This is a genomic window from Pseudomonas sp. MPB26 (genome assembly GCF_046605355.1).
Classification (GTDB): domain Bacteria; phylum Pseudomonadota; class Gammaproteobacteria; order Pseudomonadales; family Pseudomonadaceae; genus Aquipseudomonas; species Aquipseudomonas cedrina.
This window is the reverse complement of record NZ_CP176793.1, coordinates 2,751,982-2,777,610: the sequence shown is the minus strand read 5'-3', so window position 1 is coordinate 2,777,610 and position 25,629 is coordinate 2,751,982. Positions and strand designations below refer to the sequence as shown.

26 protein-coding genes are annotated in these 25,629 nt (G+C 62.0%); 14 read left to right on the top strand and 12 right to left on the bottom strand.

Going from position 1 to position 25,629, the window contains the following annotated elements; translation table 11 throughout:
* The first annotated feature begins 36 nt into the window (after window positions 1-36).
* Together ACLH0H_RS12845 and ACLH0H_RS12840 are read left to right on the top strand one after the other, a co-directional pair.
* A complete protein-coding gene (locus ACLH0H_RS12845) occupies window positions 37-924 on the top strand; it encodes a neutral zinc metallopeptidase (RefSeq protein ID WP_411382236.1) in 888 nt (295 codons plus the stop codon).
* Window positions 925-1,899: an alpha/beta hydrolase gene (locus ACLH0H_RS12840; protein ID WP_411382235.1), complete on the top strand. Its 975-nt coding sequence runs from the start codon at window positions 925-927 to the stop codon at window positions 1,897-1,899.
* 256 nt (window positions 1,900-2,155) lie between these two features.
* Here the strand turns inward: ACLH0H_RS12840 and ACLH0H_RS12835 are convergent, their stop codons facing one another.
* The 3 genes from ACLH0H_RS12835 to ACLH0H_RS12825 are packed head-to-tail and all read right to left on the bottom strand — an operon-like array spanning window position 2,156 to window position 4,217.
* Window positions 2,156-2,743 (bottom strand): HAD family hydrolase, encoded by a 588-nt coding sequence (locus ACLH0H_RS12835; protein WP_411382234.1) that lies wholly within the window; start codon window positions 2,741-2,743, stop codon window positions 2,156-2,158.
* Window positions 2,740-3,609, bottom strand: coding sequence for an acyl-CoA thioesterase II (tesB, locus tag ACLH0H_RS12830; RefSeq protein WP_076952701.1), 870 nt, complete (start codon window positions 3,607-3,609; stop codon window positions 2,740-2,742). Before tesB ends, ACLH0H_RS12835 begins: the two co-directional genes overlap by 4 nt.
* Before the next feature lie 38 nt (window positions 3,610-3,647).
* Window positions 3,648-4,217 (bottom strand): GNAT family N-acetyltransferase, encoded by a 570-nt coding sequence (locus ACLH0H_RS12825; RefSeq protein WP_076952700.1) that lies wholly within the window; start codon window positions 4,215-4,217, stop codon window positions 3,648-3,650.
* A 76-nt stretch (window positions 4,218-4,293) separates the two neighbouring features.
* Between ACLH0H_RS12825 and ACLH0H_RS12820 the strand changes: the two genes are divergently transcribed.
* Complete coding sequence (locus ACLH0H_RS12820; protein WP_411382233.1) at window positions 4,294-5,214, top strand: histone deacetylase; 921 nt, start codon at window positions 4,294-4,296, stop codon at window positions 5,212-5,214.
* A 171-nt stretch (window positions 5,215-5,385) separates the two neighbouring features.
* Window positions 5,386-6,612, top strand: a complete 1,227-nt coding sequence (locus ACLH0H_RS12815) for a TIGR03862 family flavoprotein (protein WP_411382232.1) — start codon at window positions 5,386-5,388, stop codon at window positions 6,610-6,612.
* Window positions 6,613-6,732: 120 nt separating this feature from the next.
* On the opposite strand, the gene ACLH0H_RS12810 is transcribed toward ACLH0H_RS12815, so the two are convergent.
* Window positions 6,733-8,067 (bottom strand): DEAD/DEAH box helicase, encoded by a 1,335-nt coding sequence (locus ACLH0H_RS12810; RefSeq protein ID WP_411382231.1) that lies wholly within the window; start codon window positions 8,065-8,067, stop codon window positions 6,733-6,735.
* A gap of 48 nt (window positions 8,068-8,115) precedes the next feature.
* A complete protein-coding gene (yedA, locus tag ACLH0H_RS12805) occupies window positions 8,116-9,012 on the bottom strand; it encodes a drug/metabolite exporter YedA (protein WP_186691031.1) in 897 nt (298 codons plus the stop codon).
* A 160-nt stretch (window positions 9,013-9,172) separates the two neighbouring features.
* Between yedA and ACLH0H_RS12800 the strand changes: the two genes are divergently transcribed.
* The 4 genes from ACLH0H_RS12800 (at window position 9,173) to ACLH0H_RS12785 (ending at window position 12,571) form a co-directional block, all read left to right on the top strand.
* Window positions 9,173-9,634: an Lrp/AsnC family transcriptional regulator gene (locus ACLH0H_RS12800; RefSeq protein WP_411382230.1), complete on the top strand. Its 462-nt coding sequence runs from the start codon at window positions 9,173-9,175 to the stop codon at window positions 9,632-9,634.
* Window positions 9,635-9,733: 99 nt separating this feature from the next.
* Window positions 9,734-11,191: an AAA family ATPase gene (locus ACLH0H_RS12795; RefSeq protein ID WP_411382229.1), complete on the top strand. Its 1,458-nt coding sequence runs from the start codon at window positions 9,734-9,736 to the stop codon at window positions 11,189-11,191.
* A 1-nt stretch (window position 11,192) separates the two neighbouring features.
* Entirely contained in the window at window positions 11,193-11,834 is a 642-nt protein-coding gene (ptuB, locus tag ACLH0H_RS12790) for a retron Ec78 anti-phage system effector HNH endonuclease PtuB (protein ID WP_411382228.1), read from the top strand.
* A gap of 440 nt (window positions 11,835-12,274) precedes the next feature.
* Window positions 12,275-12,571 (top strand): DUF6124 family protein, encoded by a 297-nt coding sequence (locus ACLH0H_RS12785; protein WP_411382227.1) that lies wholly within the window; start codon window positions 12,275-12,277, stop codon window positions 12,569-12,571.
* A 140-nt stretch (window positions 12,572-12,711) separates the two neighbouring features.
* On the opposite strand, the gene ACLH0H_RS12780 is transcribed toward ACLH0H_RS12785, so the two are convergent.
* The 3 genes from ACLH0H_RS12780 to ACLH0H_RS12770 all read right to left on the bottom strand — a co-directional run bounded on the left by ACLH0H_RS12780 (window position 12,712) and on the right by ACLH0H_RS12770 (window position 14,687).
* Window positions 12,712-13,323 carry a PolC-type DNA polymerase III gene (locus ACLH0H_RS12780; protein WP_076952694.1) on the bottom strand — a complete coding sequence of 204 codons (612 nt, stop codon included), beginning with the start codon at window positions 13,321-13,323 and terminating at the stop codon, window positions 12,712-12,714.
* 25 nt (window positions 13,324-13,348) lie between these two features.
* Entirely contained in the window at window positions 13,349-13,825 is a 477-nt protein-coding gene (locus ACLH0H_RS12775) for an NYN domain-containing protein (RefSeq protein WP_025858209.1), read from the bottom strand.
* A gap of 118 nt (window positions 13,826-13,943) precedes the next feature.
* On the bottom strand, window positions 13,944-14,687 hold the full coding sequence (locus ACLH0H_RS12770; RefSeq protein ID WP_411382226.1) for a DUF2076 domain-containing protein: 744 nt from the start codon (window positions 14,685-14,687) through the stop codon (window positions 13,944-13,946).
* A gap of 177 nt (window positions 14,688-14,864) precedes the next feature.
* On the opposite strand from ACLH0H_RS12770, the gene ACLH0H_RS12765 reads away from it, so the two are divergent.
* Complete coding sequence (locus ACLH0H_RS12765) at window positions 14,865-15,524, top strand: YciC family protein (RefSeq protein ID WP_411382225.1); 660 nt, start codon at window positions 14,865-14,867, stop codon at window positions 15,522-15,524.
* 40 nt (window positions 15,525-15,564) lie between these two features.
* Window positions 15,565-16,653 carry an endonuclease/exonuclease/phosphatase family protein gene (locus ACLH0H_RS12760; protein ID WP_411382224.1) on the top strand — a complete coding sequence of 363 codons (1,089 nt, stop codon included), beginning with the start codon at window positions 15,565-15,567 and terminating at the stop codon, window positions 16,651-16,653.
* A gap of 122 nt (window positions 16,654-16,775) precedes the next feature.
* Here ACLH0H_RS12760 and hrpB read toward each other — a convergent pair whose 3' ends face one another.
* A complete protein-coding gene (hrpB, locus tag ACLH0H_RS12755) occupies window positions 16,776-19,283 on the bottom strand; it encodes an ATP-dependent helicase HrpB (RefSeq protein ID WP_411382223.1) in 2,508 nt (835 codons plus the stop codon).
* Window positions 19,284-19,523: 240 nt separating this feature from the next.
* On the opposite strand from hrpB, the gene ACLH0H_RS12750 reads away from it, so the two are divergent.
* Window positions 19,524-19,943 (top strand): polyribonucleotide nucleotidyltransferase, encoded by a 420-nt coding sequence (locus tag ACLH0H_RS12750; RefSeq protein ID WP_411382222.1) that lies wholly within the window; start codon window positions 19,524-19,526, stop codon window positions 19,941-19,943.
* Window positions 19,944-19,952: 9 nt separating this feature from the next.
* Window positions 19,953-20,846 carry a cation diffusion facilitator family transporter gene (locus ACLH0H_RS12745; RefSeq protein ID WP_411382221.1) on the top strand — a complete coding sequence of 298 codons (894 nt, stop codon included), beginning with the start codon at window positions 19,953-19,955 and terminating at the stop codon, window positions 20,844-20,846.
* On the opposite strand, the gene ACLH0H_RS12740 is transcribed toward ACLH0H_RS12745, so the two are convergent.
* Window positions 20,843-21,877, bottom strand: a complete 1,035-nt coding sequence (locus ACLH0H_RS12740) for a DUF6515 family protein (RefSeq protein WP_411382220.1) — start codon at window positions 21,875-21,877, stop codon at window positions 20,843-20,845. The genes ACLH0H_RS12745 and ACLH0H_RS12740 overlap by 4 nt on opposite strands.
* Before the next feature lie 397 nt (window positions 21,878-22,274).
* On the opposite strand from ACLH0H_RS12740, the gene ACLH0H_RS12735 reads away from it, so the two are divergent.
* Both ACLH0H_RS12735 and ACLH0H_RS12730 read left to right on the top strand, forming a co-directional pair.
* Window positions 22,275-22,754: an Lrp/AsnC family transcriptional regulator gene (locus ACLH0H_RS12735; RefSeq protein ID WP_003194418.1), complete on the top strand. Its 480-nt coding sequence runs from the start codon at window positions 22,275-22,277 to the stop codon at window positions 22,752-22,754.
* A gap of 399 nt (window positions 22,755-23,153) precedes the next feature.
* Window positions 23,154-23,363, top strand: a complete 210-nt coding sequence (locus ACLH0H_RS12730; RefSeq protein WP_065891203.1) for a DUF2788 domain-containing protein — start codon at window positions 23,154-23,156, stop codon at window positions 23,361-23,363.
* Here ACLH0H_RS12730 and ACLH0H_RS12725 read toward each other — a convergent pair.
* Both ACLH0H_RS12725 and amn read right to left on the bottom strand, forming a co-directional pair.
* On the bottom strand, window positions 23,358-23,993 hold the full coding sequence (locus ACLH0H_RS12725) for a pseudouridine synthase (RefSeq protein ID WP_411382219.1): 636 nt from the start codon (window positions 23,991-23,993) through the stop codon (window positions 23,358-23,360). The two genes, ACLH0H_RS12730 and ACLH0H_RS12725, sit on opposite strands and share 6 nt — an antisense overlap.
* Window positions 23,994-24,064: 71 nt before the next feature.
* Entirely contained in the window at window positions 24,065-25,537 is a 1,473-nt protein-coding gene (gene amn, locus ACLH0H_RS12720) for an AMP nucleosidase (protein ID WP_411382218.1), read from the bottom strand.
* Window positions 25,538-25,629 lie beyond the last annotated feature (92 nt).

Genomic DNA, 25,629 nt, shown 5'->3' with positions numbered 1-25,629 from the left:
TACTCAAACACTGTCATCACCCAGAGGATTGCCCACATGCTATGGAAAAAAGGCCGACGCAGCGACAACGTGGTGGATGCCCGCGATGGCGGCAGCGGTGGCGGTGGTGGCATGCGCTTCGGTGGCGGCAAGGGCCTGAGCCTCACGGCCATTGTGCTGATCGTCGGCATCGGCTGGCTGACCGGCCAGGACCCGATGCAGATCCTCGGCCAACTGACCGGCCAGATGGAACAGGCGCCGTCGGTGAGCACACAGTCGCGCCAGGCGCCGCCGGCCAACGATGAGCAGGCTGATTTCGTCCGCGCCGTGCTGGGCGATACCGAAGACACCTGGGGCCAGGTGTTCCAGGAAAACGGGTTGGCCTACAAGAACCCCAAACTGATCCTGTTCCGTGGCCGGGTGAATTCCGCCTGCGGCGGCGCTACCTCGGCCAGCGGCCCGTTCTACTGCCCGGCTGACCAGCAGGTGTACCTGGACCTGGATTTCTTCCGGGAAATGTCGCAACGCTTCCAGGCCGCCGGCGACTTTGCCCAGGCCTACGTGATCGCTCATGAAGTCGGGCATCACGTGCAGACGCTGCTGGGCATTTCGTCGAAGATCCAGGCCGCGCGCCAACAAGGCCGGCAGATGGAAGGTGACGGCGGGCTGTTGGTACGCCAGGAACTGCAAGCCGACTGCTTCGCCGGGGTGTGGGCCAACCGCGCGCAAAAGCGCTTGAACTGGCTGGAACCCGGCGACATCGAGGAGGCCCTGAATGCGGCCAACGCCATTGGCGACGACCGTCTGCAGCAACAGGGCCAGGGCCGCGTGGTACCGGACTCGTTTACCCATGGCACCTCCGCGCAACGGGTGCGCTGGTTCAAGACCGGTTTTGCCCAGGGCCAGATCTCGCAATGCGACACCTTTGCCGCCAAGAGCCTTTAAATGAAAACACGATGGGGATGGCTGCTGGCGGTGTTATTGGCGTGTCCCACCATGGCGGCCGAGCATGGCGTGAAGGTGGTCAGCCCCGATCGCTTTCACCTGCAGGCCGGCGACCTCAGCCTGGGCATGAGCCAGGACTGGCGCCAGCCGCTGCCGAACGTCACCCGCGTGCTGATCATCGTGCATGGCCGCCTGCGTAACGCGCAGACCTATCTGCAAAGCGGTGAGGCTGCGGCTGCGCACGCGAAGGTTGGCGGCACCACGCTGGTGATTGCGCCGCAGTTTCTCAACGACGCCGACATCAAGCGCAACCACTTGGGTAACCAGGTGTTGCGCTGGAACGGCAACGACTGGATGGCCGGCGAGGCATCGACGGGGCCCGGCCATATCAGCTCCTTCGGGGCCCTGGACCAGATCATCAAGCACCTGGGCAACCGCAGCTTATTCCCGGCGCTCAAGGAAATCGTGGTGGCGGGTCATTCCGGCGGCGGCCAGGTGGTGCAACGTTTCGCCCTCATGGGTCACGACCACCCTGCCCTGCACAGCGAAGGCATCAGCCTGCGTTATGTAGTGGCCAACCCTTCGTCCTATGCCTACTTCAACCCACAACGCCCTGTAGAATTCGCCGTGGCCGATTGCCCGAGTTTCAACGACTGGAAGTACGGCATGCAGACGTTGCCAGCCTACGCCGAGGGCCACGGGCCCCAGCAGTTGGAACAGGCTTATGTGTCACGGGATATCACGTACCTGCTGGGGCAGCAGGACACCGACCCGAACCACCCGGCGCTGGATAAAGGCTGCGAAGCCGAGACCCAGGGCGCGTATCGGTTGATTCGAGGGCATAACTATTTTGACGCCCTGAAGCTGCGGCATCCGCAGTTGAGCCACAGGCTGGTGGAGGTACCGGGCGTGGGGCATGACGGGAATAAGATGTTTACATCGCCGGAGGGGCAGAAAGTACTGTTTCCTCAATAACCCCTGAAGAAACCCAATTACCCTGTGGGAGCTGGCTTGCCTGCGATGACGGTGTGTAGTGAGCGGGCTTGTCCCGCGCTGGGTGGCGAAGCCGCCCCAAACCAGGCCACTCGGTTCTACCTGGAGGTCGGCGGTGTTTTTATTGGGGCCGCTTCGCAGCCCAGCGCGGGCGGTGCGACGATTCGACAAGCCCGCTCACTACACTCTGCATTCGCAGGCAAGCCAGCTCCCACATGTGATAGTCATCGCCTGGGGTTTAGATCATCCGGCGCAATTGCGCGCAATCCTCGGCATGCCAATCCACCAATTCCGGCCACGGGTTTTCCGGCAGGTTGACCAACACCGTCCGCGCCCCCGCTGCCCGGCCGCAATCCAGGTCGAAGCGGTAATCCCCCACCATCACCATCTCGCTCGGTGCCACATCCCAGGCCGCCGCCAGTTTCAGCAAGCCGCCGGGGTCGGGTTTGGGAGGCGCATCCTCACGCCCCAGCACATCGTCGATGGCAAAACAGTCCGCCAGGCCGATTGCCTGCAGCGTGACATGCGCCAACTCCCGCGCGTTGCGCGTCAGGATCCCCAAGCGATACCCGCGCCCGGCCAGCTCGCGAACCAGCTCAACCGCGCCTTGCGCCGCGACCGAGCCCAGCGCCAGCTCACGCTCGTGCTCCAGCAACCAGGCATGCTTGGCCGCCGCGATATCCGCCGGCAATGCGGCCAGGTGCGTGAGGATGTCGTCCTCGTTCGGGATCTCCAAGGCCACGCGAATGGCGGCAAAATCATGCACAGCCACCGTGAGGGTGCCGTCCATGTCGAACACCCAATGCTTGACCGCACTCAGGCTCATGCCCAGTCCTTGCGATGGCGGACCAAGCCTTCCTGGGTCACCGAAGCCACCAGTTGCCCGGCGCGGTTGTACACGCTGCCACGGGAGAAACCCCGGGAATTGCCGGCCCATGGGCTGTCCATGGCGTAAAGCAGCCAGTCATCGGCACGCAGGTCGGCATGAAACCACAGCGCGTGGTCCAGACTGGCGACTTGCATATCTTTTTGCCACACGGTCTTGCCATGGGGCAGCAAGGACGTGGTCAGCAGGCCGAAATCCGAAGCGTAGGCCAGCAAGTACTTGTGCAGCGCCGGCGCGTCGGCCAAGGCGCCGTCGGCCCGAAACCACACGTACTTGACTGGATCGGACGGCTGCGGGTTGAACGGGTCTTTTTCGGTGACCGGGCGCACTTCGATCGGCTTGGGGCACAGCAACTTGTCACGCATGTGCTCGGGGATCAGGTGCGCGCGCTGCTTGGTCAGCTCCAGTTCCGACGGCAGGTTTTCCGGGCCGACCACCACGGGCATAGTGGTCTGGTGCTCGAAGCCTTTTTCGTCGTACTGGAACGAGGCGCTGCACGTGAAGATCGGGTGGCCCTTCTGGATCGCCGTTACCCGGCGGGTGCTGAAACTGCCACCGTCGCGCACTCGGTCCACCGAGTACACCACCGGCAACGCCGCGTCACCCGGGCGCAGGAAATAACCGTGCAGGGAATGCACGTGCCGCGCTTCTTCCACGGTCTGGCTGGCCGCCGACAGCGACTGGCCGAGCACCTGGCCGCCGAACAGTTGACGAAAGCCCAGGTCCTGGCTGCGGCCGCGAAAGAGGTTTTCCTCGATCGGCTCCAGGGTCAGCAAGTCCACCAGATCTTCCAATACTTGGCTCATAGAGCAACTCCTACAATCTACGGGGCATTCCGCGCTGCTTATCCGTGCAGCGTGTCCAACCATTGGGCGCGGGTGATGCGGTACAAAACGTGATGGCGCAGCGGGTCATCGGCTGCGACCTTGGGGTGTTCAAAATCTGCCAGCGGATCGTAATGCATACCGATGGCCTGCATGACTTTTTGTGATGGCAGATTGGCTTCGGTGGTGAAGGCAATCATTTCGTCCAACTGCAGGCGGTCGAACCCACAGCGCAGTGCGGTCCAGGCGGCCTCGCTGGCGTAACCCAGGCCCCAATGCTCACGGGCCAGGCGCCAGCCGATTTCCACCGCAGGCGTGAAGCCGGCTTCAAAGCTGACGTTCTGCAGCCCGGTCAAACCGATGAATTCGCCGGTGTCCTTGCGCTGCAAGGCCCAAAAGCCAAAGCCGTATTCGGCGAAGTGGCCGCGAATACGGCCGATCAACGCGGCGCTTTCCAGGTGGCTCAATTTGGCCGGGAAATAGCGCATCACCTGCGGGTCCGCGCACATGCGCGCAAAGTCCGGCAGGTCGCTGTCGCGCCATTGGCGCAGCACCAGGCGTGCGCTTTCCAATTGCAGTATCGGCTCCATGGGGCCCCTCTCCTTGCCATGTGCGTGAGTGTACAGCGCTGGTAAGATCCGTCGCAGGTTCCCGTCAGAAAATCCCATGCCCTTGCCTTTGATCTACCACGATGACTACAGCCCCGAGTTCCCGGCGGACCATCGCTTCCCCATGGACAAGTTCCGCCTGTTGCGCGACCACCTGATAGACAGCGGCCTGACCGAAGACAGCCAGTTGCTGCGCCCAAACCTTTGCCCGCCCGAGATTCTGGCGCTTGCCCATGACGCTGGGTATATCGAACGCTACATGGGCGGCGAGTTGTCCCGCGAAGACCAACGGCGCCTCGGCCTGCCCTGGAACGAGGCCCTGGCGCGCCGCACCGTGCGTGCGGTCGGCGGTTCCATCCTGGCGGCGGAACAGGCGCTGGAGCACGGCCTGGCGTGCCACTTGGCGGGCGGCACTCACCACGCGCACTACGACTATCCAGCGGGCTTTTGCATCTTCAATGACCTGGCCGTGATCAGCCATTACCTGCTGGCCAGCGGCCGGGTCAACCGCGTGCTGATCTTCGACTGCGACGTGCACCAGGGCGACGGCACCGCGCGCATCCTCCACGACACACCGGACGCCATCACCGTGTCGCTGCACTGCGAAAAGAACTTCCCCGCGCGCAAGGCCCAGAGCGACTGGGACATTCCGTTGCCCATGGGCATGGGCGATGCCGATTACCTCAAGGTGGTGGACGACGCGCTCAACTACCTGCTGCCACTCTATCAACCTGACCTGGTGCTGTACGACGCCGGCGTCGATGTGCATAAAGACGACGCTCTCGGCTACCTCAAGCTGACAGACCAAGGCGTCGCCGCCCGCGACGAAAGCGTGATGCGCCACTGCCTGGGCCGCGACATTCCGGTGATGGGCGTGATCGGCGGCGGTTACAGCAAGGACCGCCCGGCCCTGGCGCGCCGCCATGGCATCCTGCACCACAGTGCGCAACGGGTATGGACGTCATCAGGTTGTCATTGAGGTGTGGGCGTTACCCACAATGGCTGTGGAACGGCCTGTGGATAACTTGAGCGTAAGCGGCTGAGCGCAAGCCGCTGCAAGGCTTGTAGGAAAGTGTACATTTTTTGATCAGGCAGGCGCCGCTCTGTCCGGTAGAATGTTCGGCCTATTCACAGCACCGTAGCCCTGCCCATGCCTCAGACCCAACCTCACCGCGTCACCGTTATCGGCGGCGGCCCAGCCGGGCTGATGGCCGCCGAAGTCTTGAGCCAAGCCGGGGTACGCGTGGACCTGTATGACGGCATGCCCTCGGTGGGGCGCAAGTTTTTGCTCGCGGGCGTGGGCGGCATGAACATCACTCACTCCGAAGCCTACCCGGCGTTTGTGTCGCGCTACGCCGAGCGCGCAGCGCAGATGGCGCCGTTGCTGCGAGCGTTTGGGGCCGAGGCGTTGTGCGAATGGATCCATGGTTTGGGCATCGACACCTTTGTCGGTACCTCCGGCCGCGTTTTTCCTACCGACATGAAAGCCGCCCCGCTGCTGCGCGCCTGGCTCAAGCGCCTGCGTGACCAGGGCGTGATTATCCACACCCGGCATCGCTGGACCGGCTGGAATGCCGAGGGCGATTTAGTTATCCACAGCCCGGACGGCGAGCAGACCCTGCGCAGCGATGCGGTATTGCTGGCCCTCGGCGGTGGCAGTTGGTCGCGCCTGGGCTCCGATGGGGCCTGGCTTAACGTGTTCGAAGGCAAAGGCGTGCCCTACGTGCGTTTGCAGCCGAGCAACTGTGGCTTCGAGGTGTCGGCCTGGAGCGACCTGATGATCGACAAATTCGCCGGCGCGCCGTTGAAAAACGTCGCCATCGGGCTGGGGGATGACAAGCCCCGGCTGGGCGAATGCGTGATCACCGCCACGGGCATCGAAGGCAGCCTGATCTATGCGCTGTCGGCGCCGATACGTGAAGCGATCAATCGCGACGGCTCGGCAACGGTGCATATCGATTTGCTGCCGAGCAAGCCGCTGGACAAGGTGCAGGCGGCACTCGCCAAACCGCGTGGCTCGCGCTCGATGAGCAAACATCTGCACAGTCAGTTGGGGCTGGACGGGGTCAAGGCCGCGTTGTTGCGCGAAGTGACGCCGGCCGGACACTTTAACGACCCGGCGCAATTGGCGGTGGATATCAAGGCATTGCCGTTGACACTGGTGAAGACGCGGCCCATCGACGAAGCCATCAGCACCGCGGGCGGCGTGCCGTTTGAAGCGCTGGATGAACGGCTGATGCTCAAGCAATTGCCTGGGGTGTTTTGTGCGGGCGAGATGCTCGATTGGGAAGCGCCAACCGGGGGGTATTTGCTGACCGGGTGTTTTGCCAGTGGCAGAGCGGCTGGGCGGGGGATGTTGGAGTGGCTTAAGCGCTGAGTCTTGCGGTGAATTTAAGATCGCATCGCAGGCAAGCCAGCTCCCACATTTTGATGTGTAAACACCGTCAATGTGGGAGCTGGCTTGCCTGCGATAGCGCCCGCACAGGCGCCGAAAATCCTACTTCTTCTTACGCGGTCCCGTGTTGAACACCGGCACCTTGCGCACCGGCTTGATCGAAGGCTCCGCCGGCGCAACCTCACCGCTGTCCACCCACTTGCCCAGGTTACGCTTACCGCCCCCCCCCGACGATTTAGGCTTCTTCGGCTTTTTCGGTTTCTTCACCACCTGCCCACTGGCATCGGTGTCCGGCACGCGGTGCTCCGGTTCAAAATCCTGCTCCATGTGCCGGGCCAAGGTCTGACGCGTGAGCATCTCGATGGCCGACAGCATGTTCACCTCATCGGCGCACACCAGGGAAATCGCTTCACCGGTATTGCCCGCACGCCCGGTACGGCCGATACGGTGGATGTAGTCTTCCGCCACGATCGGCAAATCGAAATTAACCACCAGCGGCAGGTCTTCGATGTCCAGCCCGCGCGCGGCCACATCGGTGGCCACCAGGATCTGCACGTCACTGGACTTGAAGCGGTCCAGCGCACGTTGGCGCGTGGCTTGCGGCTTGTCGCCGTGAATGCCGTCGGCATTGATGCCCAGGCCCTGCAACTTATCCACCAGCGCGTCCACGCCGTTACGGGTCTTGGCGAACACCAGCACCTGCTTCCAGCGGCCTTTGCGCATCAGGTGCACAAACAGCTCCGCCTTGCGCTTCTTGTCCACGGGCACCACCCACTGCTTCACGGTGTTGGCGGCGACGTTGCGCGGGCTGACTTCGATGGTCAGCGGGTCGTTGAGCATCTGCCCGGCCAGCGAGCGGATTTCATCGGAGAAGGTCGCGGAGAACAGCAGGGTCTGGCGCTTTTTCGGCAGCATGCGGTAGATGTTCGCCAGCTCCTCGGAAAAGCCCAGGTCGAGCATGCGGTCGGCTTCATCCAGCACCAGGGTTTGCAGCTGATTGAGCTTCAAGGCGTTCTGGCGGAACAGGTCGATCAGGCGGCCAGGCGTGGCGACCAGGATGTCGACGCCCTTGCGCAGCTTCATCATTTGCGGGTTGATGCTCACGCCGCCGTACACCGCGTAGGTGGTCAGCGGCAGGTTTTGTGCGTACTCGGCGACACTGGCATGAACCTGCTCGGCCAACTCGCGGGTCGGGCACAGGATCAGCGCGCGCGCCGAATTGGCGGCGACTTTCGGCCCTTCCAGGGTCAGCAGTTGCAGGAGCGGCACGGCGAAGCCGGCGGTCTTGCCGGTGCCGGTCTGGGCCGCGGCCATCAGGTCGCGGCCGGCCAGCACCGCGGGGATGGCCTGCGCCTGCACCGGCGTCGGGGTCTGGTAGCCAAGCGTCTCAAGGGCGCGCAGCAAGGGTTCGATCAGGCCAAGGGTGGCGAAAGTCATGTGTTTACCGTAGGAAAAGTTCAGCGCACGTCGCAATTGCGCGGCAGTTTACCTTATTTCCGGTTTTGGCTTTCGCCATTGGGGCAGGCTGATCAACAGCACGGCGCTGATGATCACCAGCATGGCCAAGGCTTCTTCCAACCCAATGGTCTCGCCGACGAACACGATCCCCAGCAACACGGCTACTGCGGGGTTGACGTAGGCATAGCTGGTCGCCGCCGCCGGGCGTACGTGCTTGAGCAGGTACATGTAGGCATTAAATGCAATGATCGATCCGAACACCGTCAGGTAAGCCAGGGCCAACCAACCTTCCAGCGGCGGCATGGCCTGCAGGTGCTCGCCGGACGCCGCGCTGCCAATCAACAGCGCCACACCGGCCACGAGCATTTCCGCCGCGCTGGCCATGGCGCCCTGGGGCAACGGCAAGTGCCGGCTCCACACCGAACCGAACGCCCAGGATGCCGCCGCAAACAACAGCAACGCCGCGCCCATCGGGCTCGATTGCAGGGTGCTGCCCATGTTGAGCATGGCGATGCCGATAATCCCCAGGATCACCCCGGCCCATTCCAGGCGAGTATTGCGCGCGCCCCAGAAATACCCGCATAACAAGGTAAACAGCGGCACCGTCGCCACCGCCAGCGCCGCCACGCCGGACGACACGCCCGTGTGTTCCGCCACGCTCACGCCGCCATTGCCGAAGGTGAGCAGCAAAATACCGATCATTCCCGCCGCCTTCCATTGCGACCAGGTCGGCGCCGGCACACCGCGCCACCTCAGGTAGCCGTACATCAACGCGCCTGCCGTGCAAAACCGAATCCCCGCCAGCAACAGCGGCGGCCAGTACTCCACGCCGATACGAATCACCAGGTAGGTGGAACCCCAGATTACATACAACGCAAAAAAGGCGGCGATCAACGGTAAGGGAAAGCGACGTGGGCCAGGCATTGGGTGGCTCTTTGGCAGTAAATGGGAGGCTTATTCTAGAAACGAAGAGGAATAAACATAAGTTACAAAACCTGTTTAAACCGCCCATACACTTTTCAAAGCATGGTTGTGAAGGCTATAAACCAAGCTTTCGAAAGCCACGCGCAACCGGAACCTTATCATGGACAAATACGACCGCATGCTCCTCAGCGCCCTGCTCGAAGACGGCCGCGCCTCCTACGCGCAGCTGGCCCGCACGGTAAACCTCTCCGCCCCCGCCGTGGCCGAACGCGTGGCCAAGCTGGAGGCCAGCGGGGTGATCACCGGGTATCAGGCCAAGGTGGACCTGTCCAAGGTGGGTTTGCCGATTCAGTGTGTGATCGAACTGAGGTTGACCAATCATGGCAGCCAAAAGGTATACGACGCCCTGGCCGAGATTCCCGAACTGACCGAATGCCACCGGGTGACGGGCGATCCGTGCGTGATCATGCAAGCGGCGGTGGGCTCGATGCCGGAGCTGGAAGACTTGATCAATCGGATCGCGAAGTTCGGGTTCAGCAAGACTTCGATCATCTTGTCGAGTGCGATAGAACGGCGGGTGCCGTTGGGGCAGTTGGAGGGGAATGGGAAAAGTGCTGGCTGATCTACCTAATCAAAAGTCTATTCAGGATTTCCTCTAGTAGCTACGCTGGGCGTTGGTCAACAGGTAGACTAGGACTTTAGGCGCCGGTCTGGAGATCTCATGGGCACGCAGGAAAATATGGCGAGTGCCGGAAAAAAATCGCTTCGGCTTTCGCGGTTGCGGCTACGTGATTTCCGCTGTTTCGAAACAATGGATATAGACTTTCATCCGCGGTTGACCGTGCTGGTTGCGGCCAACGGTACGGGGAAGACGTCCATCCTCGACGCTATCGCTGTCGCCTTCGGCCCCTACGTGGGTGCGTTCGACGAGGCGGTGGGCAAACACCTTGAACCTAGCGACATCCGCCAGTTTCGTGCCAGACGAACCACAACCAACGAAATGGAATACGCGCCCCAAGGTGCGCGGATCGAGGCAACAGGAATCATTCCTGGAAGCTTGATTGATCAGTTGTCCGATGATCTGTTGCCCACCATTTGGCGCCGTCATTTATCAAGCACGACCAAGACCAAGACCTCAATCAAGGATGCCAAGGAGCTGGTGAGCTACGGCAAGCGCATGCAGGAAGCGGCGCGCACTCCGGACACTGAAGTTGTTTTGCCACTAATCGCGTACTACGGCACGGGGCGGCTCTGGCAGCAGAAGAAACTGACAGACGCAAAGAACATTCAACGCACATCCAGAACCGTGGGCTATACCGACTGCCTGGATCCGGCCTCCAGCTATAAATCGTTTGTGCAGTGGTTTCGCTACTGGAGCCTGAATGCCAAGGAGGCCCAGCTTAAAGCTCTTGAAGCTGGGGTCAGCGTTGTCAAAACTGAATTCGACGACTACATCCAGTCAGTTAGTCGCGCGGTGAATGCTTGTATCCAACCAGCAGGTTGGAGCGGCATTCAATACTCGTTTACTCGTGATGCATTGGTCGCTCGCCATGAGCAGTTTGGAGAGTTGCCGGTCGAGTGGCTTAGCGACGGCATTCGCAACATGATTGGCATGGTCGCCGATATCGCGTTTCGCGCGACCAAGCTCAACGGGCACCTTGGTGCACAGGCAGCTCAGGCGACTCCAGGCGTGTTGCTGATAGACGAAGTCGACATGCATCTGCATCCGGAATGGCAGCAAGTGGTGTTGCTCAACCTGACCGAAGCATTTCCGGCCATGCAGCTTATCGTTACCACCCACAGTCCTCAGGTGTTGAGCACAGTATCCTCGGACAGCGTTCGAATCTTGCGTACCGAAATCGATCCTGAGACCTCTAGTCGAATTACCAGTGTCAGCGAGCCACAGTGGCAGACCCGAGGGGTAGCCAGTTCCGACTTGCTCGCTCGTATAATGGGTGTGGACCCTGTTCCTGATGTGCCTGAGGCATCATGGGTTTCTGACTATCAGGCGCTGATTCAGCAAAACCTCCACGAGCAGGCTGCCGGACTCGCGTTGAGAACAAAGCTGGAATCTCATTTCGGCGCTGACCATCCAGTTATTCGCGAATGTGAGCGGCAAATTCGGTTGCAGGTCATCAAGCAGCGTCTTCCGCGCGATCTCGGCAACCGGGAGTATTGAGATGCGTCGTCTACATCGGCAGGATGAAGCGCCCTCGGGGCTGAGGCGTTACCGACACGGCCGAGATAAATGGACTCGCACATGCCCAACGCAAGAGGAACGCGACGGTATTTGGGCATCTTTAGAGCTTATGCAAGGTCCGCGGTGTGCCTACTGTGAAGGACCGACTAGCCCAGGAAACCGTCATATCGAGCACTTTCGCCAACGGGATCGGTATCCGCAAGGCACTTATGACTGGAACAATCTGTTCGGCTCATGCGAGCGCGCCAGCACCTGCGGGAAGGCTAAGGACCGATGTGGAACCTACCCACCGGAAGTTCTGATTAAACCCGACATAGAAGACCCCGACGCTTTCCTAGTGTTCACACCCGGTGGAACGGTGGAACCAAGGGCAGGCTTGAGCGCACGCGATCATCTTCGTGCAAGCGAGACGATCCGTATTCTTGGGCTGGACGGCGCGCTGAATGAAATTCGGCGCGCGGAACTTAGCGGCTACCTCCAGACCTTGGAGTATTTTGTTGAAATCGCCGACACATTTCCCGAAGAGGAATGGATACAGGAGTTGCAGCAGGAGGTGAGCAACGCTGCGCATTTACCGTACGCGACGGCGATCAGACATGTTCTTACTCGACAGAGTGAGTAATGGGAAACGCTGTGCAAATCAGAAGGGTCTGACGAAGTGACAAGACTCAACCTACGGACTGCTCTGAGCATTTGTAAACTCCCTCTAAAACACCTGACTTTTATGTGGCCAGCAAGACCCATCCCTTTCATTTGCGGGAAGTTTCCGAGAGAATCCCACGGCCTTGTTTCCGTCGGATTGGGTAGCTAGTCTCGCTGCGTCATCGAATGTTCGGTGACCGGACGTGCAAGTCCGATCAAACATAGGCTTTACAGATGCTCCGCAAATCAGCGCCCAGTCACTGCGACCAGGCCTGATCTGTTATGGCAGCTGTGCGCGGGAGATCTTCGGATCTGCTGGGTTTGCCTTTTGTCCCGGTCTTGCACACCCGCGTGCCGCTGCCACCCTAATCGCGTGCAAGCGAATAGACGCAGCTCCTGCTTTACAAGAGGAGTTTCACCATGATCAAAGTCACCCCCGATCCACCCCGTTTCCTTAGCGAAGACGCCCTGCTCAATCGCCGAGCCATTGACTACTACCTCAAGGCATCCGCCCCGGATGCGCCCACCTTTATTCTGAACGACAACCTGAGCTTTGAAGACGCCCTCGCCCATGCGGCAGATCTGCTGCACTGCGCGGTCGAGACGGCGCATTCATCCGTTGAAGCGATGAGCGTGCAGCAGCGGGCGGTGATGCATTTGGTGGAGATGGCGAAGGGGGTGGTGGATCGGGCGCTGGAGTGTGTGCAGCCTCAATAGGCACCGCATAACCCATGTGGGAGTCGGGCTTGCCCGCGATAGCGGAGGGTCAGGCGAAAAATGACTGACTGATACACCGCTATCGCAGGCAAGCCCGCTCCCACATTTGGATCTTCGATGTTTTTGGGATTGCTGAAGGCTCAGAACCCGCGATGTTTCTTCAAATGCTCATTGATCTTCGCCGCCGGCACTTTCTGCAAGGTGCACAGCAAATCGTGGGACAACTCGCGCAAGCCATGTTTCTGGCGCAGTTCATTGGCCAGGTGCGCCGTGAGGTTCGCCGCCATCTCCGCATCCGCCAGCGCCCGGTGAGCCTTGCCGGTGTGGGGCAGTTGCGCGAACGTGTTCAGCGTGCCGAGCTTGTGGTTGGGCGCCGAAGGCATCAACCGTCGCGCCAGTAATAAGGAACAGGCGAACTTCTGCAGACGGGTTCGGCGGATCAAGCCCAGCTCAAAGTCCCAGAACTTCTGGTCGAACGCGGCGTTGTGCGCCATCAGCGGCGTGGTGCCGACGAATTCATTGACTTCGTTCATCACCCGCTCCGCCGGCGGCGCGTTGCGCAGCATGGCGTTACTGATGCCGGTGAGCTGCTCGATGAAACCGGGGACGCGCACGCCGGCATTCATCAGGCTCTGGTAGCGGTCGACGATTTGCCCACGCTCAAGGATAACCACGCCGATTTCCGTGGCCCGGCAGTGGCTGCTCGGGGTGATACCGGTGGTTTCAAAGTCGATGACCGCTATACGTTCCAAACCTGTTTCAACTCCGTTTAAGCATTTATTTGAGCAACAACGCGCCTTCGATCGGCACGTAGCGGCTGGCGGCGCGTATCAGCGAGTTGGCCGTCAGCCCCGGTACGCCGTAAGCCACAGCTTCAACGCCGTGCTTGTGGATAACGCGATCGAGCAGCATGTCGAAGTCGCCGTCGCCCGAGGCCAATACGATTTCGTCGACGTGGTCGGCGGCGTCCATGATGTCGAGGGTGATGCCCACGTCCCAGTCGCCCTTGGCCGAGCCGTCGCTGCGCTGGATGTACGGCTTGAGTTTAACCGTGAAGCCCAGGTTGCGCAGGATCTGCTGGAATTGCTGCTGCTTGCTGTCGCCACGGTCGATGGCATACGCGTACGCCTCGACGATTTGCCCGCGCGCGCTGATATCAGCCCACAGGGCGGCGTAGTTGAAGTGGCAGCCATAGGCCTGGCGAACGGTGTAGTAGAGGTTTTGCACATCGGCGAACACTGCAATTTTCTTCACCGCACTTCCTCATGACAGCCAGGCGCCAGGGCCCGGAAAGGGTGCAAGTATGCCAGCCACGAGGATGTTTCCGGGAAAAAATCAGACCGGGGCGACGTTGCGCCCCGATCCGGGAAGGTCAGACGAAGGAATCATCGTCGCCGAAAGAGGAGGAGTCGTCGGAATAATCGCTGTCGGCGAAGCTGTCCGAATTGTTGCTGCCCCAGCTGTCATTGCCGGCGAATTTCTGGTCGTCATTGCCCCAGCCGCCTGTGTCGCTGGCCGGTGCCGGTTGCTCGATGATTTCCTCCACCACCTGCGGCTGCTGATTGTGGTGGAACAAACTGCTGATACCTTCGGCCAGCAAAACACCACCGGCCACGCCGGCAGCGGTTTTCATCGCGCCGCCGAGGAAGCCGCCGCCCATTGGCGCTGCGGCGGCAGCTTGTTGTGGCGGCTGCTGATAGTTCTGCTGCGGCGCAGGCTGGCCAAACGCAGGCCGCGCCGGTTCACGCCAGCCATTGTTCGACGATGCCGGTGCGTTTTGGGCCGGTTGCGGGTCACGCGAACCGCCACCGCCAAAGATGCTCGACAAAAAACCACCGCCACCCGAAGCGGCAGGCTGCGTGGCTTTGGCCCGTTGCAGCTCATCCTGCAATTGCTGGATCTGCTGCGCCTGTTGCTTGTTCTGCGCGTCGAGACTTTTGAGCGCGTGTTCCTGCACCAGGATCGACTGGGTCATGTAGTACCCGGCGGCCGGTTGGCGAGTCATGTGCTCCTTGATACGCGCTTCGGCCTGGGCGTCGCGGGGGGCTGAGTCCGTTTCGGCTTGTTGCAACCGTGAAAACAGTCCATCGATCAGGGTTTGCTCTTCGCTGTTCATGGCGACCTCGTTAGATTGCCGTTGGAAATCGTGATTTCGCCTGGTATCCAGGCGCCGTTCCAGTTATGGGGGTGTTACGAGTTGTTTCAATGGTCTTTACTCAAGGTTTACGTTTGCTCACCGCCGGTGCTGATCGGTTAAAGTGTTGCCCTTGCTCTCAGGCCTGCGATGAACTTGATGAATCCGTTAGACGTATTGCGTGACTCCTTGCGTTTCACTCGGCACAACCTGGGCGCTATCGTCCAGTTGTGTTTGCCGTTGGTGATCTTCGAAGCCCTGCTGCAACAGGTGCTCAACCACGTCGTCGGCCCGGATGCGTTTGCCGGATACAGCGTGATGGTGGGGCTGCTGGTGTACCCGCTGTACACCGGCGCCCTGATCCTGTTTCTCGACGCCCGCACCCGTGGCGAGTCGCCGCGCACCCAGGACGTGTGGGCGATGGCACTGACCCTGTGGCCGCGCTTCGCCCTGCTGACGGCCATGAGCACGCTGCTGATTTTGCTGGGGCTGTCGCTGTATTTCCTGCCGGGCCTGTGGCTGATGGTGGTGCTGGCCTTCGCCGAGTACCTGTTGGTCCTGCGCGGGATGCCGGCGCTGGAGGCGATGAAGGAAAGCTTTCGCCTGACCCGTGGGCATTTCTGGCGGATCCTGGTGTGCCTGCTGTGCGTGATGACGCCGCTGTGGTTGCTCAAGGGTGCCAGTGTGGCGGCGTATCCCACGCCTGCGCCGCTGGTCGGGTTGTTGCTCGACAGCGCTCACAGCTTTTTGCAACTGTTTACCAGCGTGGTGCTGTTCCGTTTATTCATGTTGATCGGTGGCGACGCCGACGCGCGGTGATATGCTCCGCTCCACTCCTGAAACGCCATAAGCCGAGCCGATGACCCGTTTATTGCGCATCACCTTGCTGGGCCTGTTGATCATCGCAGGCCTGCTCGCGACCCTGATCTATAGCGCGACCTGGCGCCCCGAGGCCAAGGAAACCCTGCCGGTGAGCTGCGTCGCGCCGCGTGCGCCGACGCTGTTGCCGGGCCAGGCGCTCAAGGTCATGACCTGGAACGTGCAATACCTGGCCGGCAAGAATTATGTGTTCTGGTATGACACCCCCGACGGCAGCGGCCCCGACGACCGCCCCACGGTCGAAGACATGGCCGCCAGCCTCGACGAAGTGGCGCGGGTGATTCGCGACGAACAACCGGATATCCTGCTGCTGCAGGAACTCGACGAAAACGCCAAGCCCTCCCACTACCAGGACCAGCTCGCACTGCTGCAGGAACGCCTGGTTGATCTTTACCCGTGCAGCGCACAAGCCTTCGACTGGAAAGCCGACTTCGTGCCAGACCTGCACATCTTCGGCAGCGTCGGCCGCAAACTGGCGACCCTGAGCCGCTACCAGATCGAACACGCCGAACGCCTGCAATTGCCGGCGCCCGAGGCCAACTTTGTCAGCCGTCAGTTCCAACCCAAGCCGGCCTTGCTGCTGACCTACCTGCCGCTGAGCGACGGCGGCCAACTGGCGGTGCTCAACACGCGCCTGGACGGCGATGCCCCTGGGCGCAACGCGGTACAGGAGCAGGTCAAAACCACGGTCAAGCTGCTGGATAAATTCGAAGGGCGTGGCACGCCCTGGCTGATCGGCGGGGATTTCAACCTGCTGCCCCTGGGCCAATTCCTGCGTCTGGACGCCGGCAAGCGCGGGCAGTACTCACCGGACAGCGAACTGCATTTGCTATGGGACAAATACCCGATGATCCCGAGCAATAGCCAATCCAGCGGGATTGACCGTGAAAAATGGCTGACCCACTTCCCGAATGACCCAAGCGTGGACGGGCCGGATCGTACGCTTGATTACCTGTTCTACAGCCCGCGGATCAAGCGGGTGGAGGCGAAGGTGCGGCAGGAAGATACGCTGCGCATCTCAAATCATCTGCCGGTGATTGCGCGGTTCCTGCTTCCCGCCGCGCAATAACCCACACCACAAAACCCATGTGGGAGCTGGCTTGCCTGCGATGCAGACGACGCGGTTTGTCAGTAACACCGCAGCGATATCATCGCAGGCAAGCCAGCTCCCACATTTGACCTCTGTCGCGGCTACTTGCGCGGTTTGATCCGGGCCGTCGGCTCGGCGATCAACGGATCATCCGGCCAATAATGCTTGGGGTACCGCCCCTTCAAATCCTTCTTCACCTCGGCGTAGGTACTGCGCCAGAAGTTCGCCAGGTCCTGCGTCACCTGCACCGGCCGCCGTGCCGGGGACAGCAGGTGCAGCTTGACCACCTGGCGCCCACCCGCGATGCGTGGCGTATCCGCCAGCCCGAACAGCTCCTGCAAACGCACCGCCAGGATCGGCGGCTGTTCGCTGTAATCCAGGCGCACCGACGAGCCAGACGGCACTTTCACATGCTGCGGCGCCAGTTCGTCGAGGCGCTGGGGCAGCGGCCAGGGCAGCAGGTTGTGCAGGTAGCTGGAAATATCCAGATTGGCGAAATGACTCAGCCGCGAGACTTTGCCCAGGTAGGGCATCAGCCAGTGCTCGAGGCTGGCGAGCAAGGCGCTGTCGCTGACGTCGGGCCATTCGCTGGTTTTACCGGCGTCCAGCTGGCGTAGCAGCATCACGCGCGCCTGCCATTGGCGCAGTTCGGGCGTCCACGGCAGGAGCTCCAGGCCTTTGCGGCGCACCAGGTTGACCAGCGCCTGGCTGCGCGCGGATTCGTCGAAGCCGGTCAGCGGTTCGCGGCTGAGCACCAATTCGCCGACCTTGCGCTGGCGCTCGGCGCGCAGTACGCCTTCGCGTTCATCCCAGTCCAACTGGTCGACGTTGCGCACTTGTTCAGCGAGTACCGTGTCGAACAATGCCGGATCAAATTCCGCCGCCAGGTAGATGCGTTCTTCGCGCTGGCCCTGGCGGCTGCCCAGGTCGGCGATGACCAGCCAGGCTTGCTTCATCAGGCTGTCCGCCTCGGCGAACAGCGCGGCGCGGCCGTTGGCCAGGCGGTATTCGGCGCCACCGGGGCGGCGTTGCTGGGCGACGCGGTCCGGGTACGCCAGGGCGAGCAAAGCGCCGAGCCAGCGCGGGTGGTCGGGGTCGCCAACCGGTTGCGTGGCCTGGCCTCTCAGGTAGCCGCGATATTGCCGGGCCAGCTGCTTGGCGCGCTGTACGCCGCCTTGAGTCCCGCGCGCACGTTCTTCGCCGGACAGCAGCGCCAGGCGGCTGTGCAGGTCCGCGCCGCCGCCGCGCAGGATATCGCGCTCACCCAACAGCGCGGCGACCTCGCACGCCATCGCCGCCAACCCCAGGTCCTGCCCGCGCAACAACAAATGGGCGATGCGCGGATGGGCCGACAACTCGGCCATCTTCTGCCCATGGGCGGTCAGCTTGTCTTCCTTCAATGCGCCCAGGCGCACCAGCAAATCCTCGGCCTGGGCATATGCAGCGGCCGGCGGCAGATCCAGCCACACCAACTGCATGGGCGTGACGCCCCAGCGCGCCAACTGCAAGGCCAGGCCGGCTAGATCTGCCGCGAGAATTTCGGCACTGCCATAAGCGGCCAGGCCTTCGTGCTGGTCTTCGGACCACAAGCGATAGCACACGCCCGGCTCCAGGCGCCCTGCCCGGCCGGCGCGCTGGGTGGCGCTGGCGCGGGAAATGCGCTGGGTATCGAGGCGGGTCATGCCGCTGCCCGGGTCGAAACGCGGCACACGCGCCAAGCCGGCATCGATCACCACGCGCACGCCGTTGATGGTCAGGCTGGTCTCGGCGATGTTGGTGGCCAGCACCACTTTGCGTTTACCGGCGGGCGCGGCGTCGATGGCGGCGCGTTGGGCATGGAGGTCCAGTTCGCCATGCAGCGGGCACAGCAGCACATCCGGGCGGTTACCCAGAGCGTCGGCCAGTTGCTGATTGACCCGGCGAATTTCCGCCTGGCCCGGTAGGAAAACCAGCACGCTACCGGTTTCATCATGCAGCGCTTCAAGGATGGTCTGCACCACCCGCGGCTCGATAAATTCCCCAGCCTGGTACGGCCGCCCCCAGCGCATCCGCACCGGGAACATGCGCCCTTCGCTGCGCAGGATCGGCGCGTCGTCCAGCAAACCGGAGAGGCGCTCGCCTTCCAGGGTGGCGGACATCAGCAGGATTTTCAGCGGCTGCTCATCACGAAACAGATCGCGACCGTTCAGGCTCAGGGCCAGCGCCAGGTCGGCATCGAGGCTGCGTTCGTGGTACTCGTCAAAGATCAGCAGCCCCACGCCGTCCAGCGCCGGGTCATCCTGCAGGCGGCGGGTGAGAATGCCTTCAGTGACCACTTCGATGCGGGTGTTGGGGCCGACTTTGCTGTCGAGGCGAATGCGATAGCCGACGGTTTCACCGACCTTTTCGCCCAATTCGCTGGCCAATCGCTCCGCTGCGGCGCGGGCGGCCAGGCGCCGGGGTTCGAGCATCAGGATGGTCTGCCCGGCCAGCCACGGCTCGTTCAATAAAGCCAGGGGCACGCGGGTGGTTTTACCCGCGCCGGGTGGCGCTTCCAGCACGGCTTCATGGCGGTTGGCCAAAGCGTCACGCAGGGCAGGTAAAACTTCATCAATCGGCAACGAATTCATACTGGCTCCAAAGCAGAGCGGCGAGTATAACGGCGAACTGCCGGATGCCGGTGCAGGTCTGTATAGCACCTGCGAATGCGGTCCAATGTGGGAGCTGGCTTGCCTGCGATGGCGGTGGGTCAGTCAGCTATTCATTAACTGACCCACCGCCATCGCAGGCAAGCCAGCTCTCACATGGGAACAGCGTCGCCTGATAGATCTGGCTTATAGTCACCTTTCAAACGAGTTCAGGAGAATTTTATGCGTATCGCTTCCCGTGTCATCGGCGGTGTCCTCGCCGTCACCCTGCTGAGCCAGTTGACGGCCTGCGGCTCGATCTTCTACCCCGACCGCCGCGGCCAGATCGACGGCAAGATCGACCCGGCCATCGCTGCGCTCGACGCCATCGGCCTTTTGTTCTACGTGATCCCCGGCCTGATCGCCTTTGGCGTGGACTTCGCCACCGGCGCCATTTACTTCGAACCGGGCAAGACCGCCCAGGTCGCCCCGGAAAAACTCCACGAAGCCATTGGCGCCGACGGCAAGGTCGACAACGCCAAGCTGCAAAGCATCATCCAGAAAGAAACCGGCCGTACCTTGCCGCTGGACGATCCGCGCATGATCCAGTTCAAGGGCAGCGTGCAGCAACTCGCGGCCCTGGGCCTGCAGCCCGCCGCCTAAGGACCGCTTATGACCAGCAGTGCCGAACACGCCAGGCTCTTGCGCCTGGCCACCCGCGCGTCGGTGGGCGTGGCCTGTGTGCTGATTGTCACCAAGGCCATCGCCTGGTGGTTCAGCGGCTCGGTGAGCATGCTCGCCGGGCTGACCGACTCACTGCTGGACGGCGTGACCTCGCTGCTGAACCTGGTGGCGGTGCATTACGCGCTGCGCCCGGCCGATGACGATCACCGCTATGGGCATGGCAAGGCTGAGTCGCTGTCGGGCATGGCCCAGGCGTTGTTTATCGGCGGCAGCGCGGTGCTGATCGCGTTCCAGGCCTACGGGCGCCTGCAACACCCGGAACCGGTGGGCGCGCCGTGGTTGAGCATCGGCGTGATCGTCTTCTCCCTGGTGCTGACCGTCGCGTTGTTGATGCTGCAACATCGGGTAATTCGCGAAACCGGCTCCAACGCCGTGCGCGCCGACTCGCTGCACTACCGTTCGGACCTGATGCTCAACGGCAGCATTCTGGTGGCGCTGATCCTGGCCGGCCTTGGCTACCATCAGGTGGACGCCTGGTTCGGCCTGGGCATCGCCGCCTATATCTTGTGGAGCGCGATCCAGATCGCCCGCGAAAGCTTCGCGGTGCTGATGGATGAGGAACTGCCGCCGGATGTGAGCCAGCACATGCTGGAACTGGCACGTGGCGTACCGGGGGTATTAGGTGCCCATGACTTGCGCACGCGCGTGTCGGGCAACCATTGGTTTGTGCAGTTGCACCTGGAGTTACCGGGCGAGTTGACGCTGTCCGTCGCCCACGGCATCAGCGACAAGGCCGCCGATGCCATCCACCAAGCCTACCCGCGCGCCGAAGTGCTGGTGCACGCCGACCCGCGGGAAGTGGTCACGGGCAATAAGACCTAGTACTGCACCTGATAGCCGCGGCTGCTCAGGCAGTTGCCTTGGGCCTGGCGGTAGGTGCGCACCACGGCCGGGTCGGGGGCGTAGGTGACTTGCTGGGGGTCGAAGCCGCTTTGCTGCACCGCCCAGCGATAACAGTCATTGCCGTCCTGCTGCACCTGGGCCGGTGACTGGCCGTTGGCGGGGTACGCCACCACGTCATAACCGTTGCCCTGGGGCGCGGGCGGCGGCGTGGGCACAGCCGCCGGTGGTTGCACCACCACGTACTGCTGGGTGCTTTCTTCGTAGGCGTAGTAAGCGCCGGCGGCGAGGAACAACAGCGAGCCGCCCACCCATACTTCCCGGGCATAGTCCGGCAAGTAATGCACGCGGATGCCATACGGCGGTGCTACGACGACATAGCGCGGGCCTTGCGGGCGATACCAGTAGCCACCCGAGAAAAAGTAATCCTGGCCGCGATAGGGCACGCGGTAGTTACGGTCCGGGAAGCGGTCGACGATATAGCCGGGGCGATACTGCGGGCCCGGGCCCCAGCCATTGCCGTGGCCGTCGGGACGGCCTGGCCAGCGGTTATCGTTGGGATGGCCGTTGTAGCCGGGGCGCGAACCGGGGCCGCCCGCCTCCCAGTGCCGGTTGTCGTCGTTGCGCCGGGGAATGTCGCGGTAGTAGCCCTGGCGCGGTTCCTGGGTCTGGCGCACGGTATCGGGCCGGCCCTGGATCGGCAGGTTGTTCGCCGGCTGGGGCTGCGGCGCCGGCCGAGGCTGCTCATTGTTTTGCGGACGGCTTTGCCATTGGCCGCCGCCGTCAGGGCCGCCACGTTCAAAATGCTGATTCTGCGGGCGTGGCTGATTGTTCTCGGGTCGCGGCGGATTATTTTCGGGCCGCCCGCCTTCAGGACCACGCTCATGCTGCCCACCACCGCCCTGCGGCCGCTGCCCCTGATTCGGTGAGTTATCGCGCTCATCGGCCACTACCTGCGTGCCGACACTGACCACCAGCAAACCAACACCTGCCATACGCCAGATGCGCTTCATGCTATTCCTCACTGCGGATTAGGGCCTGTCCATGAGACTGGAAAAGCGAGGCCCGGTTCTGACACAGGTTATCAGCAGGCAAAAGAAAAGGGGCGACCCGTCGGCCACCCCTTGAGAACTTCGTCCTGGCTCAACGCTTTTGGCGTTGGCTCACCTCACGCCGTCTTGTGGACAGTGTGCAGCCTGGAGGCCGGCTCAACCCTGCTGGGGTGGCGGCCGCAGCGCACCTGATTGGGCGGACTGCTGTGGACTGGTGTCCAGGCGGTGATTCTGTTGATAACGATACCCGCCCGCGCCCGACAGATGATTGCGAAGATTGCGTCAATAAACAGTGCTTGCGCAATTTTTAACCCTTCATGGATAATTCACCGCAATAGTTACTACAAAGGTTAACCCGATGAGCAAGCTTGACCGATACGACCTGAGTATTTTGGCGGAATTGCAGCGTGACGCGAGGATCTCCAACCAGGAGTTGGCCGAGCGAATCGGCCTGTCGCCTTCGCCGTGCTCGCGCCGGGTTAAGCAATTGGAAGACGACGGCTACATCGCCCGCCAGGTCGCGTTGCTCGACCGCAAAATGCTCGGCCTGAGCCTCACGGCTTATGTGCTGATCGGCATGGACCGCCACACCCCCGAGCGTTTCGAGAATTTCGAAGCGGCGATCCGCACCCTGCCCCAGGTGCTGGAGTGCAGCCTGGTGACGGGAATGGATGCCGATTACCAGTTGAAAGTAGTGGTGCCGGACATGGACCACTACCAGAAACTGCTGCTGGGGCATTTGACCCGCATTGAAGGCGTGACCAGTGTGCGTTCCAGTTTTGTGCTGAACCAGGTATTGAATAGCACCGAACTGCCACTGACCCACCTGCGTACTTAAAGGCAGCGAAGTTCAAATGTGGGAGCTGGCTTGCCTGCAATAGCCATAGGTATCTACACAACTCTCAACGACTGAAAAGTATCCCTGTAGTGAGCGGGCTTGTCCCGCGCTGGGTGGCGAAGCCGCCCCAATAAAGGCATCGCCGAACTTCAGGTAGAATCCGGTCGCCTGGTTTGGGGCTGCTTCGCAGCCCAGCGCGGGACAAGCCCGCTCACTACAAAGATGTGTAGATACCTATGCTGCGATGGCGGTCTGTCAGTCACAGTGAGGCTGACTGGTCCACCGCTATCGCAGGCAAGCCAGCTCCCACATTGACCGCGACCGACTCAGGTCAATATTGCACCTGTGACCCTGCCGTATACTGCTCGCTTGTCTTGTCGGAACAGCCTCATGAACAACATCGACCCCGTCCTGTTTGAAGAATGGATGATGACCGGCCTGGTCACCCTCCTGATCATTTTCATGGGCTTTATCGTCTGGGACCTGGCGAAGAAGTCCAAGGCCGGGCGCTTTGGCTCGTTCATCCTGTTCTTCGTGCTGGGGCTGGGCGTGGCCGCGTTCATCATCAAGAGCGTGGTGATCGGCCTGATCGAGTCCGGCGCCTTATAAACGCGCCGGTACTTCCCGCCATTGGCCTTGATCCAGGCCATCGAGTGTCCAATCGCCAATTCGCACACGCACCAGCCGCAACGTGGGCAAGCCCACGGCCGCCGTCATACGCCGAACCTGGCGGTTACGCCCTTCCCGAATCACCAGCTCCAACCAATGGGTGGGCACGCTTTTGCGAAAGCGTACCGGCGGGTTGCGTGGCCATAGCTGCGGCTCATCCAACTGCCGGGCTTCGGCGGGCAAGGTTTTACCGTCGTTGAGCGCCACGCCGTCGCGCAGGCGTTGCAGTTGTTCTTCGCTGGGCTCGCCTTCGACTTGCACCCAGTAGGTTTTCGCCAGCTTGTGCCTGGGGTCGGCAATGCGCGCCTGTAACTGGCCATCATTGGTCAGCAGCAACAGGCCTTCGCTGTCACGGTCCAGACGGCCGGCCGGGTAGATGCCGGGAATATCGATAAAGTCCTTGAGGGTCGCGCGCCCGCCTTCGTCGCTGAACTGGGTCAGTACGTCGAACGGCTTGTTGAACAGAATCAACTTCGGCTCGGCCGGCGGCGCCTTGGCGACGCGACGTGCAGCGGAATGCGGGAGCTTCACGCCAGGGCGGCGCGAATCGGGACGGGTGGGACGAGACATGGCAAAGGAACATCTAACGGTCAGGACCGACAATGCTAGTGGCCTGACCGTTAAATGACCATCCCCAACGCTTAGCGGAACGGCGGTTCGTCGAAGCTGCGCAGTTTGCGCGAGTGCAGCGAGTTGAGTTCGGTGCGCAGCAGGTCGACCGCCTCGATGCCGATCTTCAGGTGCTGGCTGACCGCGCGCTCATAAAACGCGTTGGCCGAGCCCGGCAGCTTGATCTCGCTGTGCAGCGGTTTGTCCGAGACACACAACAACGTGCCGTATGGCACGCGCAAACGATAGCCCTGCGCAGCGATGGTGCCGCTTTCCATGTCCACCGCCACGGCGCGGGAGAGGTTGATCAACGGCCGTTCCTGGGCCCAGCGCAGTTCCCAGTTGCGGTCGTCGTAAGTCAGCACGGTGCCGGTGCGCAGGCGTTTTTTCAGCTCTTCGCCCTTTTCCCCGGTCACGTGCGCCGCCGCTTGCTGCAGCGCCAGCTGCACTTCGGCCAGGGCCGGAATCGGGATGTTCGGCGGTACCACACGGTCCAGAATCCCGTCGCGACGCATGTAGGCGTGAGCCAGTACGTAGTCGCCGATGGTCTGGGATTGGCGCAGGCCGCCACAATGGCCGATCATCAGCCAGCAATGCGGACGCAGCACGGCCAGGTGGTCGGTGATGTTCTTGGCGTTGGACGGGCCGACGCCGATGTTCACCAGCGTCACGCCGTGGCCGTCAGTGGCTTGCAGGTGGTAGGCCGGCATCTGGTAGCGGTGCCAGACCACGCCGGCGGCAATCGCCGACGCTTCGCCATGGTCCATGCTCTTGTCGATGATCACATTGCCCGGCAGTACCATGCGGATGAACCGTGGGTCGCTGCGCAGTTGTTCCAGGCCATGCAGGATGAACTGGTCGACATAGCGGTGGTAGTTGGTCAGCAGGATCCACGGCTGCACATGGCGCCAATCGCTGCCGGTGTAATGCACCAGGCGGCGCAGGGAAAAGTCCACGCGCGCCGCATCGAACAACGCCAGGGGCAGCGGGTCGGTGTTTTCCCAATCATACAGGCCATCGGCGATGCCATCGGTGGCGGCCGACAGGTCGGTGCTGGGGAACACGCGGGCCAGGGTCGCGGCGGTCACGCCGGAGCCGGCCAGCTCGTCGCCCTGCTCCACTACATACGGATACGGGATGTTCTGCTGGCTGACGCCCACTTCCACCGTCACGGTGAAGTCGTGCATCAATGGCACCAATTGCTCCAGCAGGTACTTACGGAACGCCGCAGGATGGGTGACGGTAACGCTGTAGGTTCCCGGCAACTGGACCTTGGCATACGCCCGGGTGGTCTGTGGGACTTCGCCGTGGCAGTGGTAGGTCAGGCGCAGTTCCGGGTAGCGAAACAGCGCGCGTTGGTCGGCGTCGGGCTCGACGCGGTCCTTGAGGTATTGCTTGAGGGCTTGATTGAGCGCGCCGGTGGCCCGCTCATGCAGAGCCGCCAGCCGATCCACGGCTTCTTCGGCGGTTTGAACGACAACAAAAGCTTCGGTCACGGTAAGCATCCTGTGTACTGAGTTGCAGGTCTTTATCTTGCCTGTATCGAAGCTTCACTTAAACAGCGGGATTGGAATGCGGTAAATAATGTGGGAGCGGG

Bases quoted from the DNA above. Each gene is read 5' to 3' on its own strand.
- ptuB (WP_411382228.1), top strand. From the start codon at position 11,193: ATGCGTCGTCTACATCGGCAGGATGAAGCGCCCTCGGGGCTGAGGCGT.
- ACLH0H_RS12785 (WP_411382227.1), top strand. From the start codon at position 12,275: ATGATCAAAGTCACCCCCGATCCACCCCGTTTCCTTAGCGAAGACGCC.
- ACLH0H_RS12840 (WP_411382235.1), top strand. From the start codon at position 925: ATGAAAACACGATGGGGATGGCTGCTGGCGGTGTTATTGGCGTGTCCC.
- amn (WP_411382218.1), bottom strand. From the start codon at position 25,537: ATGCTTACCGTGACCGAAGCTTTTGTTGTCGTTCAAACCGCCGAAGAA.
- ACLH0H_RS12770 (WP_411382226.1), bottom strand. From the start codon at position 14,687: ATGAACAGCGAAGAGCAAACCCTGATCGATGGACTGTTTTCACGGTTG.
- tesB (WP_076952701.1), bottom strand. From the start codon at position 3,609: ATGAGCCAAGTATTGGAAGATCTGGTGGACTTGCTGACCCTGGAGCCG.
- ACLH0H_RS12810 (WP_411382231.1), bottom strand. From the start codon at position 8,067: ATGACTTTCGCCACCCTTGGCCTGATCGAACCCTTGCTGCGCGCCCTT.
- ACLH0H_RS12800 (WP_411382230.1), top strand. From the start codon at position 9,173: ATGGACAAATACGACCGCATGCTCCTCAGCGCCCTGCTCGAAGACGGC.
- ACLH0H_RS12760 (WP_411382224.1), top strand. From the start codon at position 15,565: ATGACCCGTTTATTGCGCATCACCTTGCTGGGCCTGTTGATCATCGCA.
- ACLH0H_RS12820 (WP_411382233.1), top strand. From the start codon at position 4,294: ATGCCCTTGCCTTTGATCTACCACGATGACTACAGCCCCGAGTTCCCG.
- yedA (WP_186691031.1), bottom strand. From the start codon at position 9,012: ATGCCTGGCCCACGTCGCTTTCCCTTACCGTTGATCGCCGCCTTTTTT.
- ACLH0H_RS12795 (WP_411382229.1), top strand. From the start codon at position 9,734: ATGGGCACGCAGGAAAATATGGCGAGTGCCGGAAAAAAATCGCTTCGG.
- ACLH0H_RS12740 (WP_411382220.1), bottom strand. From the start codon at position 21,877: ATGAAGCGCATCTGGCGTATGGCAGGTGTTGGTTTGCTGGTGGTCAGT.
- ACLH0H_RS12825 (WP_076952700.1), bottom strand. From the start codon at position 4,217: ATGGAGCCGATACTGCAATTGGAAAGCGCACGCCTGGTGCTGCGCCAA.
- ACLH0H_RS12845 (WP_411382236.1), top strand. From the start codon at position 37: ATGCTATGGAAAAAAGGCCGACGCAGCGACAACGTGGTGGATGCCCGC.
- ACLH0H_RS12815 (WP_411382232.1), top strand. From the start codon at position 5,386: ATGCCTCAGACCCAACCTCACCGCGTCACCGTTATCGGCGGCGGCCCA.
- ACLH0H_RS12735 (WP_003194418.1), top strand. From the start codon at position 22,275: ATGAGCAAGCTTGACCGATACGACCTGAGTATTTTGGCGGAATTGCAG.
- ACLH0H_RS12765 (WP_411382225.1), top strand. From the start codon at position 14,865: ATGAATCCGTTAGACGTATTGCGTGACTCCTTGCGTTTCACTCGGCAC.
- ACLH0H_RS12750 (WP_411382222.1), top strand. From the start codon at position 19,524: ATGCGTATCGCTTCCCGTGTCATCGGCGGTGTCCTCGCCGTCACCCTG.
- ACLH0H_RS12835 (WP_411382234.1), bottom strand. From the start codon at position 2,743: ATGAGCCTGAGTGCGGTCAAGCATTGGGTGTTCGACATGGACGGCACC.
- hrpB (WP_411382223.1), bottom strand. From the start codon at position 19,283: ATGAATTCGTTGCCGATTGATGAAGTTTTACCTGCCCTGCGTGACGCT.
- ACLH0H_RS12725 (WP_411382219.1), bottom strand. From the start codon at position 23,993: ATGTCTCGTCCCACCCGTCCCGATTCGCGCCGCCCTGGCGTGAAGCTC.
- ACLH0H_RS12745 (WP_411382221.1), top strand. From the start codon at position 19,953: ATGACCAGCAGTGCCGAACACGCCAGGCTCTTGCGCCTGGCCACCCGC.